General features: G+C 63.4%; 14 protein-coding genes. 7 read left to right on the forward strand and 7 right to left on the reverse strand.

Annotated elements, in window-relative coordinates; translation table 11 throughout:
* Positions 1-16 precede the first annotated feature (16 nt).
* From CKW13_RS18265 to CKW13_RS18280, 4 genes are all read right to left on the reverse strand, one after another.
* Positions 17-1,717 carry an AMP-binding protein gene (locus tag CKW13_RS18265; RefSeq protein WP_095109996.1) on the reverse strand — a complete coding sequence of 567 codons (1,701 nt, stop codon included), beginning with the start codon at positions 1,715-1,717 and terminating at the stop codon, positions 17-19.
* A 187-nt stretch (positions 1,718-1,904) separates the two neighbouring features.
* Entirely contained in the window at positions 1,905-4,316 is a 2,412-nt protein-coding gene (locus CKW13_RS18270; protein ID WP_095109997.1) for a TonB-dependent receptor, read from the reverse strand.
* 77 nt (positions 4,317-4,393) lie between these two features.
* Entirely contained in the window at positions 4,394-5,383 is a 990-nt protein-coding gene (locus CKW13_RS18275) for a FecR family protein (protein WP_095109998.1), read from the reverse strand.
* Positions 5,384-5,390: 7 nt separating this feature from the next.
* Complete coding sequence (locus CKW13_RS18280) at positions 5,391-5,909, reverse strand: sigma-70 family RNA polymerase sigma factor (protein WP_095109999.1); 519 nt, start codon at positions 5,907-5,909, stop codon at positions 5,391-5,393.
* Positions 5,910-6,108: 199 nt separating this feature from the next.
* Between CKW13_RS18280 and CKW13_RS18285 the strand changes: the two genes are divergently transcribed.
* From CKW13_RS18285 to CKW13_RS18300, 4 genes are all read left to right on the forward strand, one after another.
* Positions 6,109-7,272 carry an isovaleryl-CoA dehydrogenase gene (locus CKW13_RS18285; protein WP_095110000.1) on the forward strand — a complete coding sequence of 388 codons (1,164 nt, stop codon included), beginning with the start codon at positions 6,109-6,111 and terminating at the stop codon, positions 7,270-7,272.
* 101 nt (positions 7,273-7,373) lie between these two features.
* On the forward strand, positions 7,374-8,978 hold the full coding sequence (locus CKW13_RS18290; RefSeq protein WP_095110001.1) for a carboxyl transferase domain-containing protein: 1,605 nt from the start codon (positions 7,374-7,376) through the stop codon (positions 8,976-8,978).
* Between the two features lie 56 nt (positions 8,979-9,034).
* Entirely contained in the window at positions 9,035-9,850 is an 816-nt protein-coding gene (locus CKW13_RS18295; RefSeq protein WP_095110002.1) for a gamma-carboxygeranoyl-CoA hydratase, read from the forward strand.
* Positions 9,850-11,790 (forward strand): acetyl/propionyl/methylcrotonyl-CoA carboxylase subunit alpha, encoded by a 1,941-nt coding sequence (locus CKW13_RS18300; RefSeq protein WP_095110003.1) that lies wholly within the window; start codon positions 9,850-9,852, stop codon positions 11,788-11,790. The genes CKW13_RS18295 and CKW13_RS18300 overlap by 1 nt, the downstream gene beginning before the upstream one ends.
* Before the next feature lie 45 nt (positions 11,791-11,835).
* Here the strand turns inward: CKW13_RS18300 and CKW13_RS18305 are convergent, their stop codons facing one another.
* Positions 11,836-12,504 (reverse strand): LexA family transcriptional regulator, encoded by a 669-nt coding sequence (locus CKW13_RS18305; RefSeq protein ID WP_095110004.1) that lies wholly within the window; start codon positions 12,502-12,504, stop codon positions 11,836-11,838.
* 129 nt (positions 12,505-12,633) lie between these two features.
* On the opposite strand from CKW13_RS18305, the gene CKW13_RS18310 reads away from it, so the two are divergent.
* Both CKW13_RS18310 and CKW13_RS18315 read left to right on the forward strand, forming a co-directional pair.
* A complete protein-coding gene (locus tag CKW13_RS18310) occupies positions 12,634-12,990 on the forward strand; it encodes a DUF6124 family protein (RefSeq protein WP_095110005.1) in 357 nt (118 codons plus the stop codon).
* A gap of 510 nt (positions 12,991-13,500) precedes the next feature.
* Positions 13,501-14,652, forward strand: a complete 1,152-nt coding sequence (locus CKW13_RS18315; protein WP_095110006.1) for a M14-type cytosolic carboxypeptidase — start codon at positions 13,501-13,503, stop codon at positions 14,650-14,652.
* Between the two features lie 6 nt (positions 14,653-14,658).
* Here the strand turns inward: CKW13_RS18315 and CKW13_RS18320 are convergent, their stop codons facing one another.
* Entirely contained in the window at positions 14,659-16,092 is a 1,434-nt protein-coding gene (locus tag CKW13_RS18320; RefSeq protein ID WP_095110007.1) for an FAD/NAD(P)-binding protein, read from the reverse strand.
* A gap of 375 nt (positions 16,093-16,467) precedes the next feature.
* Here CKW13_RS18320 and CKW13_RS18325 point away from each other — a divergent pair, with 375 nt between their 5' ends.
* Positions 16,468-16,902 carry a hypothetical protein gene (locus CKW13_RS18325; protein WP_095110008.1) on the forward strand — a complete coding sequence of 145 codons (435 nt, stop codon included), beginning with the start codon at positions 16,468-16,470 and terminating at the stop codon, positions 16,900-16,902.
* 158 nt (positions 16,903-17,060) lie between these two features.
* Here CKW13_RS18325 and CKW13_RS18330 read toward each other — a convergent pair whose 3' ends face one another.
* Positions 17,061-17,624: a helix-turn-helix domain-containing protein gene (locus tag CKW13_RS18330; RefSeq protein WP_095110009.1), complete on the reverse strand. Its 564-nt coding sequence runs from the start codon at positions 17,622-17,624 to the stop codon at positions 17,061-17,063.
* Positions 17,625-17,638 lie beyond the last annotated feature (14 nt).

Genomic DNA, 17,638 nt, shown 5'->3' on the forward strand with positions numbered 1-17,638 from the left:
CACCCACTACTTGCGTCTACTCGGGCTTACTCCCCTTCAATTCCTCGATGCTGATTTCGCGCATGCGAAATTTCTGGATCTTGCCGGTGACGGTCATGGGGAATTCATCCACGAACTTGAAGTGGCGCGGCATCTTGAAGTGGGCAATGTGGCGCTTGCACCAGGTTTGCAGCTCCAGTTCGTTGGCGCAGTGGCCGGGGTGGAACTTGATCCAGGCAACGATTTCCTCGCCGTACTTGCTGTCGGGGATACCGACGATCTGCACATCCGCCACCGCCGGGTGGGTAAAGAAAAACTCCTCCAGCTCACGGGGGTAAATGTTCTCGCCGCCGCGAATAATCATGTCTTTGTTGCGCCCGGCGATGCATACGTAGCCCTGCTCGTTCATGGTCGCCAGATCGCCGGTGTGCATCCAGCCTGCCGGGTCGATGGCCTCGCTGGTAGCCTGGGGGTCGTTCCAGTAGCCGAGCATCACGCTGTAACCGCGGGTGCAGAGTTCGCCGATCTGGCCGCGGGCCAGGGTGTTGCCAGTAGCGTCGATGATCTTGCTTTCCAATTGCGCCTGGGTGCGGCCCACGGTGGTCACCCGCAGCTCCAAGTCATCATCGGGGCCGGTCTGCAACGACACCGGGCTGGTCTCGGTCATGCCATAGGCGATCTGCACTTCGCTCATATGCATTTCGCTGATAACCCGGCGCATCACTTCGATGGGGCACGTGGCCCCGGCCATGATCCCGGTGCGCAGGCTCGACAGGTCGAACGCCTGGCGCCGGGGTTCGTCGAGCATGGCGATAAACATGGTCGGCACGCCGTACAGGGCCGTGGCCCGCTCCTCGGCCACGGTGGCCAGGGTCAGCAACGGGTCGAAGGCGTCGTTGGGGTAGATCATGGTGGTGCCGTGGGTGATGCAGCCCAGGTTGCCCATGACCATGCCAAAGCAGTGGTACAGCGGCACCGGGATCACCAGGCGATCGGCGGCGCTCAGGCCCAGGCTTTCGCCCACCATGTAGCCGTTATTGAGGATGTTGTAGTGGCTCAGGGTCGCGCCCTTGGGGAACCCCGTAGTGCCGGAGGTGTACTGGATATTCACGGCCTGGTCGAAATGCAGGCTGTGTTGGCGTTCGTGCAGTTGCGCCGCAGTCACCGCCTCGCCCAGCGCCGCCAGTTGCGACCAAGGCAGGAACCCCGACGGCGGCTGCGCCTGCAGGCTGATGACCCCTTGCAAGTGCGGCAGGCGCTCGCTTTGCAGCAGGCCGATGGATTGCTCGGCCAACTCCGGCACCAGCGCTTGCAGCATGGCGTGGTAATCGCTGCTCTTGAACGCCCCGGCGCACACCAACCATTGGCAAGCGGACTGTTTCAACACGTATTCCAATTCGCTGCTGCGGTAGGCCGGGTTGATATTGACCAGAATCACGCCGATCTTGGCGCTGGCGAACTGGCTGATGCACCACTGCGCGCAGTTGGGCGCCCAGATGCCGAGGCGGTCGCCCGGGCGCATGCCCAGGGCCATCAACGCCCGCGCATGCAGATCGACCGCGTGCGCCAACTGCGCCCAGGTGTAACGCAACTGCTGGTGGCGCACCACCAGGGCCTCCCCCTCGGGGTAACGGGCAACCGTGTTGTCGAAGGCCTGACCGATGGTCTGGGCGAGCAAGGCTTTTTCCTGGGAGCCGCGGCTGTAGCTCTGGCTTGGGTGCACACCTAGTTGATCCATGACGACCCCTATTGTCTTTTTTTGGCGGGATGGACGGGGAGCGCTGAGCTCCACACAAAGCGCCCTTACTCTCGCGCAAGTTGACGTTAACGTAAAGGTCGGGACGGAAAATTCTCCAGCAGTGCGTTGTAAAGCGACCGACGGCAAGGGGATTCAGGCGTTGCCGGCTGACGACATTGACGCCGGCCTAGAAATCCCAGCGCGTAGTGAGCATCACGTTGCGCGGGTCGCCGTAGTACGACGCGTTAAAAAAGCCAATGTTGGTCATGTACTTCTTGTCGAACGCGTTGTTGACGTTGAGGGTGGCCGAGAGGTTTTCGCTGACCTGGTAGCGGGCCATCAGGTCCACCAGCCAGTACGCTTCCTGGCTGTACTTCTCCTGCGTGCCCTTGCCGTAGTTGCTCAGGATGCGCCAACCCTGCGCCTGCCAGCGCGCGCCGCCGCCCAAGGTCAGTTGGTCGAGGGCGCCGTGGAGTTTGTAGCTGGTGTACACATTCAACTGGTCCTCGGGTTCGAAGGTGGCCACTTTGGCACCGCTTTCGTCGCGGCTGATCTTGTGGGTGTAGCCGCCCTGCAATTGCCAGCCCGGCGCCAGTTCCCCGGAGATTTCCGCCTCGAACCCCTTGGTCTTGGACTTGATGCCCATCACCGCGTAATCGATCACGTCGTAGTTGGGATTGGCGTTGTATTCGGTGTCTTCTTCGGCGCGGTTTTCTTCGTGCACCTCGAAGTACGCCAGGCTGGAATTGAGCCGCCCGTCAAAGAATTCGCCCTTGATACCGACCTCGTAGTTCTTGCCTTCGTTAGGGTCCAGCGGCTTGTTGTTACGGTCGCGGTTGTCCCGTTGGGGCAGGAAGATCTCGGTGTAGCTGGTGTACAGCGAGAAGTTGTCGTTGAGGTCATAGACCAGCCCGGCATAGGGCACGACCTTGCCACTTTTCTGGACGTCGGAGGTGCCGGTCACCTGGAAGTTGGCCACCCGCGCGCCCAGCAGCAGCGACAAGTCATCGGCCAGGCTGAAGCGCCCGGTGAGGTAGCCGGCGCTCTGGCGTGTGGTTTCGTCGTTGTAGCGCGACACTTTGCTCCAGTCCGGCTCGCGGCCGTCGCCGTCCCAGTTGAAATAGTCGTAGGCGTTGCCGACCTGGATGGCATCGGTGAAGTTCTTGCCGGTCCAGTGGGAGGTGGACAGCGAGGTGCCCACCACCAATTGGTGTTCACGCCCCAACAGGTCGAACGGCCCGGAAACGTACAGGTCGCCGCTGTTGCTGACGGTTTCGCCGGTGTACTTGCGCGACAGCAGCGAGGCGATGCCGGTGTCGGCGTTGGGCGGCATCAGCGCGCCCAGCGGTGCGTTGTAGCCGTTGATCTGGTGGTTGTACTGGCCCTTGGCGACCCAACCGTTGGCAAAGCTGTGCTCCAGGGTGGCAAATGCCGTACGCGTGTACTGCGACCAGTTGCTGAAGTGGGCGCCGTTGTTGTAGGACCGCGGCGTGCTGATGCGGTTGCCCTTGGAGTCGTACAGCGCGGCGCTGCCGGACCAGCTCGAACCCTGCGGGTCGGTGTCCTGGTAATCGCCGCCCAGGGTCAGCAGGGTGTCGGGGCTCAGGTCCACTTCGAGAATGCCGTAGAACACGCTGGTCTGGCGCTGGTAGTGGTCCATGAACGAATGCTTGTCCGAATAGGCCGCCACGGCGCGGCCACGCACATTGCCGGTTTCGCTCAGCGGGCCGCTGACATCCAGTTGCGAACGGTAGTTGTCCCAGGAGCCGGCGCCCAGTTCCACGCTGGCCTTGAACGTGTGGGTCGGTTTTTTGCGCACCAGGTTGATAACCCCGCCCGGGCCGCCCGCCCCGGCGAGCAGGCCCGGGGCGCCCTTGAGCACTTCCACGCGGTCATAGATGGCCATGTCGCTTTGGGTCTGGCCGGCCGAGTACTGCGGGTCCTGCAGGGTGGGGATGCCGTCGTACTGGAAGTTCTGGATGGCGAAACCGCGGGAGTAATAGCTGGTGCGGTCGCTGTCGTAGGCGGTCACGGTGATGCCTGGCGTGTGGCGCATCACGTCATCGATGGAGGTCAGGCCGAAGTCGTCCATGGCCTGGCGGGTCACCACCGAGATCGACTGCGGGGTTTCCCGCGGCGTAAGCACCAGGCGCGCGGCGGTGGCGATACTGCCGGTGGTGTACGAGCCCGAGCCTTCGGTGATGGTGCCCAACTGGTTGGCGCTGACCTGGGTGGCGCCCAGTTCCAGGGCCGTGCCGGAGGTGGGTGCCGCTTGCAGCAAATAGCCATTGGCGCCCTGCACCACCTCGTAGCCGCTGCCCTGCAACAAGGCTGCGAAGCCCTCCTCCACCGGGTAACGGCCGTGCAGGCCCTGGCTGCTCAAGCCACCAAGGTTGTGGGACTGGAACAGGATCGCCACGCCCGCTTGCTGGGCGAAGCGGTTCAGCGTATTGCTCAGCGGCCCCGCCGGGATGTCGAATGGTTGAGCAACCGCTTGGCTGGCCTGGGCCCAATTGACACTTAGGGCGCCCGCCGCCGTGGCGGCAACCAGGTGGATGGCTAGCGCCAGCGGACGCAGGTTCGAGGAAGGGGTCGGCATGGTGAAGGCAGTCCTTTATTCGGTTATGTACCTCCCTTGACGGGCAACCCGAAAAAAAGCGGAAGCAATGCGAATAATTATTTTTCAGCACCTGGCGACGGCTTCACCCACGACAGCCAGGGCGTGAATTGGCGCACCTGCACCGGCAAGCTCTCGGCGATCAGTTGCAACGCCCGGTCGGTGTCGTCCAGGGGCAGCACGGCCGACACCCGCAGGTGCGCCAGGGCAGCGCGGTCGAACTGCACCCGGCCGTGGCGGTGGCGGGCCAATTCATCCAGCACCTCGGGCAGCGGGCGGTCGTCCACCACCAGTTGATGGCGGCGCCAGGCTTCGTCGATGCTGCGCGGGTCGATCGCACCCAGGCGTTGCACGCCATCGGCGCGGATCAACGCCTGCCCTCCCGCTGCCACTTCCAGGGTTTGCCGCGCGTCCAGGCTCTGCGCGGCCACGCGCGAGTGGAGCATGGTCAACACGGTGGTGTCCTGGCCGCGGCGCACCACAAAACGGGTGCCCAGGGCGCGCATCGTGCCTTGGGCGGTCTGCACGATAAACGGCCGCGCAGCGTCAGGGGCCACCTCCACCAGCACCTCGCCCTGGAGCAATTCGATGCGCCGCTGCTGGCCGTCGAAGTGCAGGTTCACCGCGCTGGCGCCATTGAGCACCAGGGTGGACTGATCCTCCAGGCGCACGGTTTTCCAGTCGGTGGGGCCGCTGCTCAAGTCCGCCGTCCAACGGCCAGGGTAGGAACTGTTGAGTAGCAGCATCGCCGGCACCACCAGGCACGCGGCCAACGCCCAGTGGCGCATGGCACGCTGACGCACCGCCCGCTTGCCGCTGCCGGCGAACGCCGCGCTGAGCCCGGCCTTGGCCGCCGCCGGGCGGCCGCGCAAGGCTTGCATGCGCCCCACCACTTCCTGCATCCGCGCCGCCGCCGCCGCGTGTTGCGGGCCTTGCTGTTGCCAGCACTCGAACGCCGCCCGCTGTTCTTCGCTCAGCGGCCCTTCATGCAGGCGCAGCATCCATTCGGCAGCCTGCTCGTCGATCTGTTGGCGCGAAGACATGGGCATAGCGCGCTCAAACATCCAGGCTGTGGCTGCAATGCAGCAGTGCTTGAATCAGGTACTTGCGCACCGTGCGTTCGGACAGCCGCAACTGGCTGGCAATCTGCCGTTGGGTCAGGTCGTCCAGGTAATACAGCACAAACGCCTGGCGGGGTTTTTCCGCCAGGCCTTCGAGCAGGAAGGCGATCTGCTCCAGGGCTTGCAGGGTGGCATGGAGCTGTTCCGGCGACTGGAAGCCTTGCAGGGTATCGACGGTCAGCATCAATTCCTGCAGGTAAGCACTCTCGATCTGCCTGCGCCGCGCCTGGTCGATCATCAGCCGCCGCGCAGTGGTGCTCAGGTAAGCCCGGGGCTCGCGAATGGCCCCCACCGACTCGCGGGTAGCGAGAATCCGCGCAAAGGTGTCCTGTGCCACGTCGGCGGCATTGTGGGCACAACCCAACTTGCGCCGCAGCCAGCCCAGCAGCCAACCGTGGTGCTCGCTGTAGAGGTCGTGAATCACGCGCTGATACGGCGGCTCGACGAGGGGCATAGGAATTGGCTCAAAAGTTATTAAGAATCATTGCTAATGGTAAGGAGAAGTGTCCGCACAAAGCAAGGCACAACACTGGCAGGTTGCCTTCATGGGCCAGCCGTCGATTGACAGCCTGCGGACGCAGGTTTACGTTAACGTAAAGGTGAGAGCGAGTCCCGCGCCCTTCCCGCCCGACAAAAACATCAAAAGGTGACCCATGAGCTACCCCTCCCTGAATTTCGCCCTGGGCGAAACCCTCGACATGCTGCGCGATCAGGTCCAGTCCTTCGTTGCCAAAGAAATCGCCCCGCGTGCGGCGCAGATCGACATCGACAACCTGTTCCCCGCCGACCTGTGGCGCAAGTTCGGGGACATGGGCCTGCTGGGCATCACCGTGCCTGAGGAATACGGCGGCGCGGGCCTGGGCTACCTGGCCCACGTGGTGGCCATGGAAGAAATCAGCCGCGGTTCGGCCTCGGTCGCGCTGTCCTACGGCGCCCACTCCAACCTGTGCGTAAACCAGATCAACCGCAACGGCACCCACGAACAGAAAGCCAAGTACCTGCCCAAGCTCATCAGCGGCGAGCACGTCGGCGCCCTGGCCATGAGCGAGCCCAACGCCGGCTCCGACGTGGTGTCGATGAAGCTGCGCGCCGACAAACGCGGCGACCACTACGTGCTCAACGGCAGCAAGACTTGGATCACCAATGGCCCCGACGCCAACACCTACGTGATCTACGCCAAGACCGACCTGGACAAGGGCGCCCACGGCATCACCGCGTTCATCGTCGAGCGCGACTGGAAGGGCTTTAGCCGCAGCAACAAGTTCGACAAGCTCGGCATGCGCGGTTCCAACACCTGCGAGCTGTTCTTCGATGACGTGCCCGTGCCCGAGAAAAACATCCTCGGCGTGCTCAATGGCGGCGTGAAGGTGCTGATGAGCGGCCTGGACTACGAGCGCGTGGTGCTCTCCGGCGGCCCCACCGGCATCATGCAGGCCTGCATGGACCTGATCGTGCCCTACATCCACGACCGCAAGCAGTTCGGCCAGAGCATCGGCGAATTCCAGCTGATCCAAGGCAAAGTCGCCGACATGTACACCCAGCTCAACGCCAGCCGCGCCTACCTGTACGCGGTGGCCCAGGCCTGCGAGCGCGGCGAGACCACGCGCAAGGACGCCGCCGGGGTGATCCTCTACAGCGCCGAGCGCGCCACCCAAATGGCCCTGGACGCCATCCAGATCCTGGGCGGCAACGGCTACATCAACGAATTCCCCGCCGGGCGCCTGCTGCGCGACGCCAAGCTCTACGAAATCGGCGCCGGCACCAGCGAAATCCGCCGCATGCTCATCGGGCGCGAACTCTTCAACGAAACGAAATAAGGGCAGCGGCAAGGGGTGAGCGACAAGCTGCAAGCCACCCGCAGCAGCCCTACGCTCTTGCCGCTTAAAGCTTGCCGCTTGCCGCTACGACGGAGTCATCCATGCATTTGCATTCCCAGCTCAATCCCCGTTCGGCGGATTTCGCCGCCAACAGCGCAGCCATGCTTGAACAGGTCGCAGCCCTGCGCACACTGCTTGAGTCGATCCGCCAAGGCGGCGGCGCCAAGGCCCAGGAGCGCCACACCTCGCGGGGCAAACTGTTGCCCCGCGAACGCATCAATCGCCTGCTCGACCCCGGTTCGCCCTTCTTGGAGCTGAGCCAACTGGCGGCCCATGAGGTGTACGGCGAAGACGTGCCAGCAGCGGGCGTGATCGCCGGCATCGGCCGTGTCGAAGGCGTCGAGTGCATGATCGTGGCCAACGACGCCACGGTGAAGGGCGGGTCCTACTACCCGCTGACAGTGAAAAAACACCTGCGCGCCCAGACCATCGCCCAGCAGAATCGCCTGCCGTGCATTTACCTGGTGGACTCCGGCGGCGCCAACCTGCCGCGCCAGGACGAAGTCTTTCCCGACCGCGAACACTTCGGGCGGATCTTCTTCAACCAAGCCAACATGAGCGCCCAGGGCATCCCGCAGATCGCCGTGGTCATGGGCTCCTGCACCGCGGGCGGCGCCTATGTGCCGGCCATGGCCGACGAAGCCATCATGGTGCGCGAGCAGGCGACGATCTTTCTCGCCGGCCCGCCGCTGGTCAAAGCCGCCACCGGCGAGGTGGTGAGCGCCGAGGATTTGGGCGGTGCCGACGTGCATTGCCGCACTTCCGGGGTGGCCGACCACTACGCGCAAAACGACGAACATGCCCTGGCCCTGGCCCGGCGCAGCGTCGCCAACCTTAACTGGCGCAAATTGGGCCAGGTGCAGCAACGCACGCCCATCGCGCCGCTGTACGCCAGCGATGAGTTGTACGGCGTGGTGCCGGCGGACGCCAAGCAGCCTTTCGACGTGCGCGAAGTGATCGCACGCCTGGTGGACGGCTCGGTGTTCGATGAATTCAAGGCCTTGTTCGGCACCACCCTGGTGTGCGGCTTCGCCCACCTGCACGGTTACCCCATCGCGATCCTGGGCAACAACGGCATCCTCTTCGCCGAAGCCGCGCAAAAAGGCGCGCACTTCATCGAACTGGCCTGCCAGCGCGGCATCCCGTTGCTGTTTTTGCAGAACATCACCGGCTTCATGGTTGGCCAGAAGTACGAGGCCGGCGGCATCGCCAAGCACGGCGCCAAACTGGTGACAGCCGTGGCCTGCGCCCAGGTGCCCAAGTTCACCGTCATCATCGGCGGCAGTTTTGGCGCCGGGAACTACGGGATGTGCGGGCGCGCCTACGACCCGCGCTTTTTGTGGATGTGGCCCAACGCGCGCATCGGCGTGATGGGCGCCGAACAAGCCGCCGGCGTGCTGGTGCAGGTCAAGCGCGAACAGGCCGAGCGTAGCGGCCAGGCGTTCAGCGCCGCCCAGGAACACGAGATCAAACAACCGATCCTCGACCAGTACGAACACCAGGGGCACCCGTACTACTCCAGCGCCCGCCTGTGGGACGACGGCGTCATCGACCCCGCGCAAACCCGCGACGTGCTGGGCCTGGCCCTATCCGCCGCGCTGAACGCGCCTATCGAACCGAGCCGCTTTGGCGTGTTCCGGATGTGATCGCTCCCGTGGCAGGCGCCAGCGCGCGGCCACCAGCACCGTGGAGACAGACAACGATGAACAGCTTCAACACCCTGCAACTGAGCCGCGACCCGCGCGGCTTTGCCACCCTGTGGCTGAACCGCGAGCAGAAAAAAAACGCCTTCAACGCCGAAATGATCCGCGAACTGATCCTGGCCCTGGACCAGGTGCAAACCGACCCCAGCCTGCGCTTTTTGCTGCTGCGCGGGCGCGGCAAGCACTTCAGCGCCGGCGCCGACCTGGCCTGGATGCAGCAATCGGCCGAACTGGACTACAACACCAACTTGGACGACGCCCGGGAACTGGCGGAGCTGATGTACAACCTGGCCAAGCTGAAAATCCCCACCCTGGCGGTGGTTCAGGGCGCGGCGTTCGGCGGCGCGCTGGGCCTTATCAGTTGCTGCGACATGGCCATCGGTGCTGACGACGCGCAGTTCTGTCTTTCCGAAGTACGCATCGGCCTGGCCCCGGCGGTCATCAGCCCCTTCGTGGTGCAGGCCATCGGCGAACGCGCGGCGCGGCGCTATGCCCTCACCGCCGAGCGCTTCGACGGCCAGCGTGCGCGGGAAATCGGCCTGCTATCCGACAGCTACCCGGCCACGGAGCTGGAGCAACGGGTCGAGCAATGGGTCGCCAACCTGCTGCTCAACAGCCCCGCCGCCATGCGGGCGAGCAAAGACCTGCTGCGTGAAGTGGGCAGCGGCGTCTCCACACCGGCCCTGCGCCGCTACTGCGAAAACGCCATCGCCCGTATCCGCGTCAGCCCCGAGGGCCAGGAAGGCCTGCGCGCCTTCCTGCAAAAACGCACGCCCAGCTGGCAAACCGACACCACCGCCCAGGAGCCCCGTTGATGAGCGCCCCCCGTATCACCACCGTGCTGGTGGCCAACCGCGGCGAAATCGCCTGCCGGGTCATGCGTACCGCCAAGGCCATGGGCCTGACCACCGTGGCCGTGCACAGCGCCACCGACCGCCAGGCGCGACACAGCCGCGAAGCGGACATTTGCGTTGACCTGGGCGGCAGCAAGGCCGCCGACAGCTACCTGCAAATCGACAAACTGATCGCCGCCGCCCAGGCCAGCGGCGCCCAGGCGATTCACCCCGGCTACGGCTTTCTCTCGGAAAACGCCGGGTTCGCCCGCGCCATCGAGGCCGCCGGGTTGATCTTCCTCGGCCCGCCCGCCTCCGCCATCGACGCCATGGGCAGCAAGTCCGCGGCCAAGGCCCTGATGGAAACCGCGGGCGTGCCCCTGGTGCCCGGCTACCACGGCGCCGAGCAAGACCTGGAAACCTTCCGCCTCGCCTGCGAGCGCATCGGCTACCCGGTGCTGCTCAAGGCCACGGCGGGCGGCGGCGGCAAAGGCATGAAAGTGGTCGAGCACGTCGGCGAACTGGCCCAAGCCCTGGCCTCGGCGCAGCGCGAAGCACTGTCGTCGTTCGGCGACTCGCGCATGCTGGTGGAAAAGTACCTGCTCAAACCGCGCCACGTGGAAATCCAGGTGTTCGCCGACCAGCACGGCCACTGCCTGTACCTCAACGAGCGCGACTGCTCGATCCAGCGTCGCCACCAGAAAGTCGTCGAGGAAGCCCCGGCCCCCGGCCTGAGCCCAGCCCAGCGCCAGGCCATGGGCGAATCCGCCGTGCGCGCCGCACAAGCCATCGGCTACGTGGGCGCGGGCACCGTGGAATTTTTGCTCGATGCCCGCGGCGAATTCTTCTTTATGGAGATGAACACTCGCTTGCAGGTCGAACACCCGGTCACCGAAGCCATCACCGGCCTGGACCTGGTAGCGTGGCAGATCCGCGTCGCCCAGGGCGAGGCGCTGCCCATGACCCAGGCCCAAGTGCCCCTGCACGGCCATGCCATCGAAGTGCGGCTGTACGCCGAAGACCCCGGCCACGACTTTCTTCCGGCCGCCGGGCGCCTGGCGCTGTACCGCGAATCCGCGCCGGGCCCGGGGCGGCGCGTGGACAGCGGCGTGGCACAGGGCGATGTGATTTCACCGTTCTACGACCCCATGCTGGGCAAGCTCATCGCCTGGGGCGAAAACCGCGAACAGGCGCGCCTGCGCTTGCTGGCCATGCTCGATGAGTTCGCCATCGGCGGGCTGAAGACCAATATCGGCTTTTTGCGGCGCATCATCGCCCACCCGGCCTTCGCCGAGGCGCAGCTGGACACCGGGTTCATCCCGCGCCACCAGGCGCAACTGCTGCCAGCACCAGGCGAACTCAGCGACGAGTTCTGGGAAGCCGCCGCCCAGGCATTTATCCAGAGCCAACCGGCCCTTCAGCGTGACGATGAGCGTGATTCGCCTTGGGCGGCCACCACCGGCCTGCGCTTGGGCTTGGCGGCCCAAACCAGCCTGCACCTGAGCTGCGAGGAACAGGACCGCGCCGTCAACCTCGCGCCCGACGGCGCCGAACTGCACGGCGAATACCTGCACCGCACCCAGCAGGGCGTGCGCCGCCAGCACCGGGCCATCCGCCAGGGCGACAGCCTGTACCTGCACTGGGGCGGCGAACTCCACTGCATCAAAGCCTACGACCCCATTGCTGCCGCCGACGCCAGCCACAGCCAACAGGGCGGGCTGACGGCCCCAATGAACGGCAGCATCGTGCGGGTGCTGGTGGAAGTCGGCCAACAGGTAGAAGCCGGGGCGCAACTGGTGGTGCTCGAAGCGATGAAAATGGAACACAGCATCCGCGCGCCCGAGGCCGGTGTGGTCAAGGCGTTGTTCTGTGCTGAAGGGGAAATGGTCAGCGAAGGCAGTGCGCTGGTGGAGCTGGAGTGACCGCGAAAAACCACGGCCCGGTGTCAGGCGCCGGGCCGTGGGCTGTCAGAATTTGGCAGTGGCCTGCATGACGACGCCGATGATCCGGCATTCTTCGCTGTACAGCGCCTTGGGGTACGTCGGGTTGAGCGGCACCAGGTAACGCTGGCCGCCCTCCTCGATCAACTTGCGGAAGGTCGCCTCAGCGCTGCCCGGCCAACGGGCGATCACCAGTTTGCCCGGCACCGCCTCCACCGCCGGGTCCACCAGAATCAACATGCCCTCGGCAACGCTCAAACCGCTGGGGGCGGTCATGGCATCGCCAATGACCCGTAGCCAGAACGCCGCGCCCTGGGCGTGGTAATCGGTCAATTCATAACGATTGGGGTTGTACGCCCCGGGTGGGGATTCGCGCGTCTGGCAAGGGTCTTTCCAGTCGCTCACCGGGTAGCGGAAGTACGGGTTGTACTTTTCTGCAAGGGTCAAACCGTAGGCCTCGTCTTCGCCATCCAGCGTCTGTTGTGTGGCTGGCTCGCGGATCACCAGCGCCACTTCGAGAAACCCCAGGCCCAGTTCCTCGAGCACACGGTTCATGTCGGTGATTTTCGGCTCGCGACGTTTGTTGAGCCAATGGCCCACGCCACCTTGGGACATGCCCAGGCGTTCTGCGAGTTTCTCTTGAGTGATTTTAAGCTCACTCATTTTGGCCTTGACCAATTCGATCCATTTATCCATGGCCGGAACAATACTTTGTGTACTCGGGCCCTCAATACACATATTGTAGTATTTAATTTTTCGGAACAAATACGTGATGTACTAACTTTACCGGTGACTCATTTCAATACGTACCGGAGTACCCGCCCCATGACAATACCCAACGACGACCCACTGGACATGGACCTACGCCCCGTCGCCGCGTCCTATAAAGACTGCACCGCCGCCCAGCGCGCCCTGGATTATTACTTGAAACCAACTGTTTCAGTGGGCAGCGCCGACGCGCCGGCCCTCGAGGATTCGCTGTTCGAGGTCAAGGCTGGCATCAGCGGCGAAGAAGCGATGATCCACGCCTCGGACCTGCTGCGCTGTGCCGCGGCCGCAGCCTACGAATCGGCAGGCAGCCTCAACGGCACGCCCAGGGACCTGGCGTTCTCGGTGGTCTACATGATTGATCTGGCCAAGGCCATGGTCGACAGGTCCCTGAACGGGAACCGGACCGCATGAACAGCACGCGCAATCAGCGTGAGGTTCCAGGTGTGCGGGGGTAGCGAGAAGGCGCCAGAAAATAATTTCGGCAAAGCACAGAAAGTCATTTGACTTTCAAATGATAATGATTATTATTGCAGCAACTGATCGCGAGATCAGTGATAGACCAAGTGACCTTAGGTCGGTCGCCTGGGCTATCTCCTCATCAGGCTAATCACGGTTTTTGACCCGGCTCTTTGGCCGGGTCTTTTTTTTGCCAGTTTTCTGGCTTGCGCTTCAGGCTAATGAAGACGGTGGGCAGTGGTCACTGCCTCTGAATGGCCGCGATGATAGCAAAAGAATATCGCGTTGCAAGGCTGCGGCGGCATGTATCCCTATTTAGCACTTGAGAATCAATCGCATAAACCCTAAGCTTGCCCAGCGTCAAGGATGACGCCCCCTTCCCCATTTCCCTGATCTACCCCCCTGTTTTTCCCGGCCCCGGGTGTAAAGTAGCCGCCACAACAATCATATTCAGGGACCCAGACTATGACCGTGGCGCACCGCAGTTTTCAGATCACCGACGCTTTCGACAGCGGCAATATCAAGGTGCTGGACACCAGCAACCCACTCCAAGTACTGCTGGAGATCAAGCCCGACACCCACAGCCCGCACTTTCAATGGTTCCACTTCAAGGTCAGCGGCCTGCATGTGGGCCAAGAGCATTGGTTTCGTCTGGGCAACGCCAGCAAGTCCTTCTTCAACAAGGCGTGGGACGGCTATCAGGCAGTGGCGTCCTACGATCACGTCAACTGGTTCCGCGTACCCACCATCTTCGAAGGCGACACCCTGCGCTTCAGCCTCGAGGCCGAGCACACCCACGCCTGGTTCGCCTACTTCGAGCCCTACAGCCGTGCCCGCCACGACTGGTTGATCGACCACGCCCTGACCAAAGCCGGCACCGAACTGCTGGCCACCGGCAAAAGCGTCGAGGGCCGCGACATCCCGTTGCTACGTAAGGGCAGCGGCGCCGAAGGCCGGCGCAAGGTCTGGATCATTGCCCAACAACACCCCGGCGAGCACATGGCCGAATGGTTCATGGAAGGCGTGATCGAGCGCCTGTGCCGTCACGACGACACCATCCTGGAAAAACTCCTGGCCGGCGCCGACCTGTACCTGGTGCCGAACATGAACCCTGACGGCGCCTTCCACGGCCATTTGCGCACCAACGCCAAGGGCCAGGACCTCAATCGGGCGTGGCAGAACGCCAGCGAAGAACTGAGCCCGGAAGTGTTCTTCGTCCAGCAGCAAATGAAGCTGCATGGTGTTGACCTGTTCCTCGACATCCACGGCGACGAGGAAATCCCCTACGTGTTCACCGCCGGTTGCGAAGGCAACCCCGGCTACACACCACGCATCGAAGCCCTGGAAAAGCATTTTCGCGAGCACCTCAAAGGCCTCACCAAAGACTTCCAGAGCAAACACGGCTACACCCGCGACCTGCCCGGCCAGGCCAACATGACCCTGGCGTGCAACAGCGTTGGCCAGGCCTTTGACTGCCTGTCCCTGACCCTGGAAATGCCGTTCAAGGACAACAACGATGCGCCGAACCCAATCACCGGTTGGTCAGGCAAGCGTTCGATGCAACTGGGCAAAGACGTGTTGAGCACCGTGGCCGCGCTGGTGGGCACCCTGCGCTAAGGCGCATCAACGGCAATGGGCCAAGCGTTCTGCCAGGGCCTTGGCCTGAATCGCCACATCCGTCACCGCCGTGCTTTCCCACCACATACCTCGCAGAGGCGGGCCCAGGGCGAACAAGCACCGGGCCACCTGGCCCTGGGCGTCGATCAGCGCACCGCCCGGGTCGGCAGCGATCCCCAGCGCCAGAGGGCCAGGCTGGATCAGGCCGCTGGCCAGCAATTGCTGGGGCAGCGGCTTGGCCACCCGGCGCCAGTCGTATTCAATGCCGCTGGAGTTAATCAGCGCTGCCCCGCACACCACTTCGCTCTGGGCCTGGCCGCGGCGGCGCAGGCGGATGCACACCTGGCCCGATGGCGCGGGCTCCAGGCCCTGGAAGGACGCGGCGTGGATGCGCAGTCGCCCTTGCTGATGCAAGCGTGCCACCAGGGCCGCACTCAGCGGTGGCGAACGGTGGTGATGGCTTTCCCACCAGGGCCGCACATGGCGCACGAATTGGCGGCGCTGGGCATCACTGGCCTGGCTCCACAGGCGCGGGATATGGCTGCGCACCGTGTCCAACGGCGCTTGCCAGTCCACCCCCTGCTGTTGGGCCGCGCGGCATTGGCGACGCAGTTCGCGCAGCAGTTGACGGGGGCTGCGCAGGCTTAGGTCCTGGGCGAGGAAGTCCACCCAGGCCGGGGGCTGACGGCGCACATGGGGCAACAGGCCATGACGGGAAAACACCTCGATGGGCCCGCGGTGCCCGGCTTGCTCCAGCGACACCACGGCATCGACCATGGTCAACCCGGAGCCGATTATCAGCACCGGCGCCTGGGGGGCCAGGCGCGCCATGGCGGCCACGTCCCATGGGTCGAGGGCCGTCGCGTTGACACCAGTGGCGTGAATTTGGGGCGTGTGGGCCGCGGCAAACATGCCGGTGGCCAACACCGCCACATCCCCCTGCAAGCACTGGCCATCTGCCAGTTGCACCTGCACACCTGGGCCATCGGGGCTTACCCGCACCGCTTCGCCACGGATGTGCTCGACGCTGGAGCCCTGAGGCTCGCCCACAGCTTGCGCCTCGGCCAAACGCTGCTGCACGTACAAACCGAAAAGGCCCCGGGGCGGGAACAACTCGCTGACCGACACCCGTTGCTCATGGGCCTCGGGCCAGCCGCCGACGTCGATGAACTCGCTCAGCCATTGGCTCAGGTCATCGGCGTTGTCCGGGTCAACGCTCATGCGCGCCGCGTTGCCGTTAAGGGTGTGGCCCAACTCCACCGCGCTATAGGCCTCGCCCCGCCCTAGTTCGGCGCGGGGTTCGATAACCCGCACCCGCCGGCGCCCCGGCAGGCGCATCAACTGCGCCGCCAGCAGGGTACCGCTCAGGCCGCCGCCGACAATCAGGATATCTGTGTGCCCTGCCCGATCGCTCATGCCGTTCTCTCTGTGGTTATCCATTGCGCCCACCCTCTTGGCGTGAATCATAAACCGGGGCGCGCATCTTAATTTCACAAGCAGTACTAAAGGCCAGTATTGCACCGCCACCTGCGTCTATAAAAAACAAGGGCGGGGTTGTTATTCGCCCTGAACTAAACAGGCCATGGGCCCCGTTTTAATGGGGTTATACGGGTAACAGGCTTGTATTGATTCGGACGAATAGAGGCACAAATCCTCCAGTCTTCCGACGAAAAAACCTACCATCATCATCATTTCCTACACAAAAAACACGACAACCTTACAAGTCATGAAAATGTTGCCGACATTAATTTATTTTTCGCCTGAGTACAGTTCCGCCGCTGCAAATACGGAACACAACAACTCTGGAGCTTTACAATGAAAAAACTGTGGATGCCCGCACTGGTTGTCGCTGCACTTATCACCACCAGTGGTTGCACAAGTCATAACATCAATCAACCAACGGCTCCCCTAGTTGGCCAAGTAGATGCCAAGTTGAAGGCCGATGTTAAAGTCGGCGAAAAAATCACTGGCCAGTCTTCCACCAACATCCTGTTCGGATGGCTGCAAGTGGGCGGCGACAGCCAGTTCGCCGATGGCGTTGGCTACGGTGGCAGCAGCGGCTCGGGTTTCAGCCTGCTGGACCCGGTGGCATCGGCCAAAGCCGCAGCGGCTTACAAGGCTGTAAAAAGCTCCGGTTCGGACCTGATTGTTGCACCGCGTTATGAAGTCAATGTCGCCGACTACTTCATCTTCAAGAAAGTGGACGTGACCGTTACCGGCAACAAAGGCACCATCAATAACATTCGCTGAAACGCGTAATGCTTTGGTTCTCCAGAAATAACACCCGGTGTTTCCCCAGGCATCGGCAACTCCTTCAAGTAGCGCTCACTCCCACTCTTGATAAGGGGCTGCTTTAGGTGTTGTTTCTGGACTTCCACACTAGCGAGGCCTGGCCTCGCTAGTGCTTTTTAGATCACCACATTTCGCACAAACCGCACCGGCCCAGGCCCGTCATTGCGATAAGCATGGGGTTGATGGCTGGCAAACATATAGAACTCTCCCGTACCAATCCGCTGGTCGCCCCCGGTCAACTCCAGGGTCAGGCACCCCTCAAACACATAGAACTGCTCGCTCCAGCCAACGGCATCCGGTTGCGAGGGATAGCGCTCGCCCGCCTCCAGGCGCCATTCCCACAGTTCCACTTCCCGCGTGGCGCTGGCCTTGGACAGCAGTACCGCTTTACTACCGGCAATTTCGCCGACCCAGGCCAACTCATCGATGCGGCTCGGGTCGCGGGCATCAGGGGCTTGGATCAGGTCGCTGAACACCACGTCCAACGCCTCGGCGACCCGGTCCAGGGTGGTCAGGCTGACATTCTTTTCGCCGGCCTCAATGGCCACCAGCATGCGCCGGCTCACCCCGGACTTTTCCGACAGCGCACTCTGACTGAGCCGGGCGGCATGGCGCAGGCGCCGTACGTTCTGGCTGACATGTTGTAGGACCGAAGTACGGGGGGCGGTTTCTTTGTGCACTATATTGCTCACCA

This window comes from Pseudomonas sp. Irchel 3E20 (genome assembly GCF_900187645.1).
Classification (GTDB): Bacteria; Pseudomonadota; Gammaproteobacteria; order Pseudomonadales; family Pseudomonadaceae; genus Aquipseudomonas.

Bases quoted from the DNA above. Each gene is read 5' to 3' on its own strand.
- CKW13_RS18265 (WP_095109996.1), bottom strand. From the start codon at position 1,717: ATGGATCAACTAGGTGTGCACCCAAGCCAGAGCTACAGCCGCGGCTCC.
- CKW13_RS18270 (WP_095109997.1), bottom strand. From the start codon at position 4,316: ATGCCGACCCCTTCCTCGAACCTGCGTCCGCTGGCGCTAGCCATCCAC.
- CKW13_RS18275 (WP_095109998.1), bottom strand. From the start codon at position 5,383: ATGCCCATGTCTTCGCGCCAACAGATCGACGAGCAGGCTGCCGAATGG.
- CKW13_RS18280 (WP_095109999.1), bottom strand. From the start codon at position 5,909: ATGCCCCTCGTCGAGCCGCCGTATCAGCGCGTGATTCACGACCTCTAC.
- CKW13_RS18285 (WP_095110000.1), top strand. From the start codon at position 6,109: ATGAGCTACCCCTCCCTGAATTTCGCCCTGGGCGAAACCCTCGACATG.
- CKW13_RS18290 (WP_095110001.1), top strand. From the start codon at position 7,374: ATGCATTTGCATTCCCAGCTCAATCCCCGTTCGGCGGATTTCGCCGCC.
- CKW13_RS18295 (WP_095110002.1), top strand. From the start codon at position 9,035: ATGAACAGCTTCAACACCCTGCAACTGAGCCGCGACCCGCGCGGCTTT.
- CKW13_RS18300 (WP_095110003.1), top strand. From the start codon at position 9,850: ATGAGCGCCCCCCGTATCACCACCGTGCTGGTGGCCAACCGCGGCGAA.
- CKW13_RS18305 (WP_095110004.1), bottom strand. From the start codon at position 12,504: ATGGATAAATGGATCGAATTGGTCAAGGCCAAAATGAGTGAGCTTAAA.
- CKW13_RS18310 (WP_095110005.1), top strand. From the start codon at position 12,634: ATGACAATACCCAACGACGACCCACTGGACATGGACCTACGCCCCGTC.
- CKW13_RS18315 (WP_095110006.1), top strand. From the start codon at position 13,501: ATGACCGTGGCGCACCGCAGTTTTCAGATCACCGACGCTTTCGACAGC.
- CKW13_RS18320 (WP_095110007.1), bottom strand. From the start codon at position 16,092: ATGGATAACCACAGAGAGAACGGCATGAGCGATCGGGCAGGGCACACA.
- CKW13_RS18325 (WP_095110008.1), top strand. From the start codon at position 16,468: ATGAAAAAACTGTGGATGCCCGCACTGGTTGTCGCTGCACTTATCACC.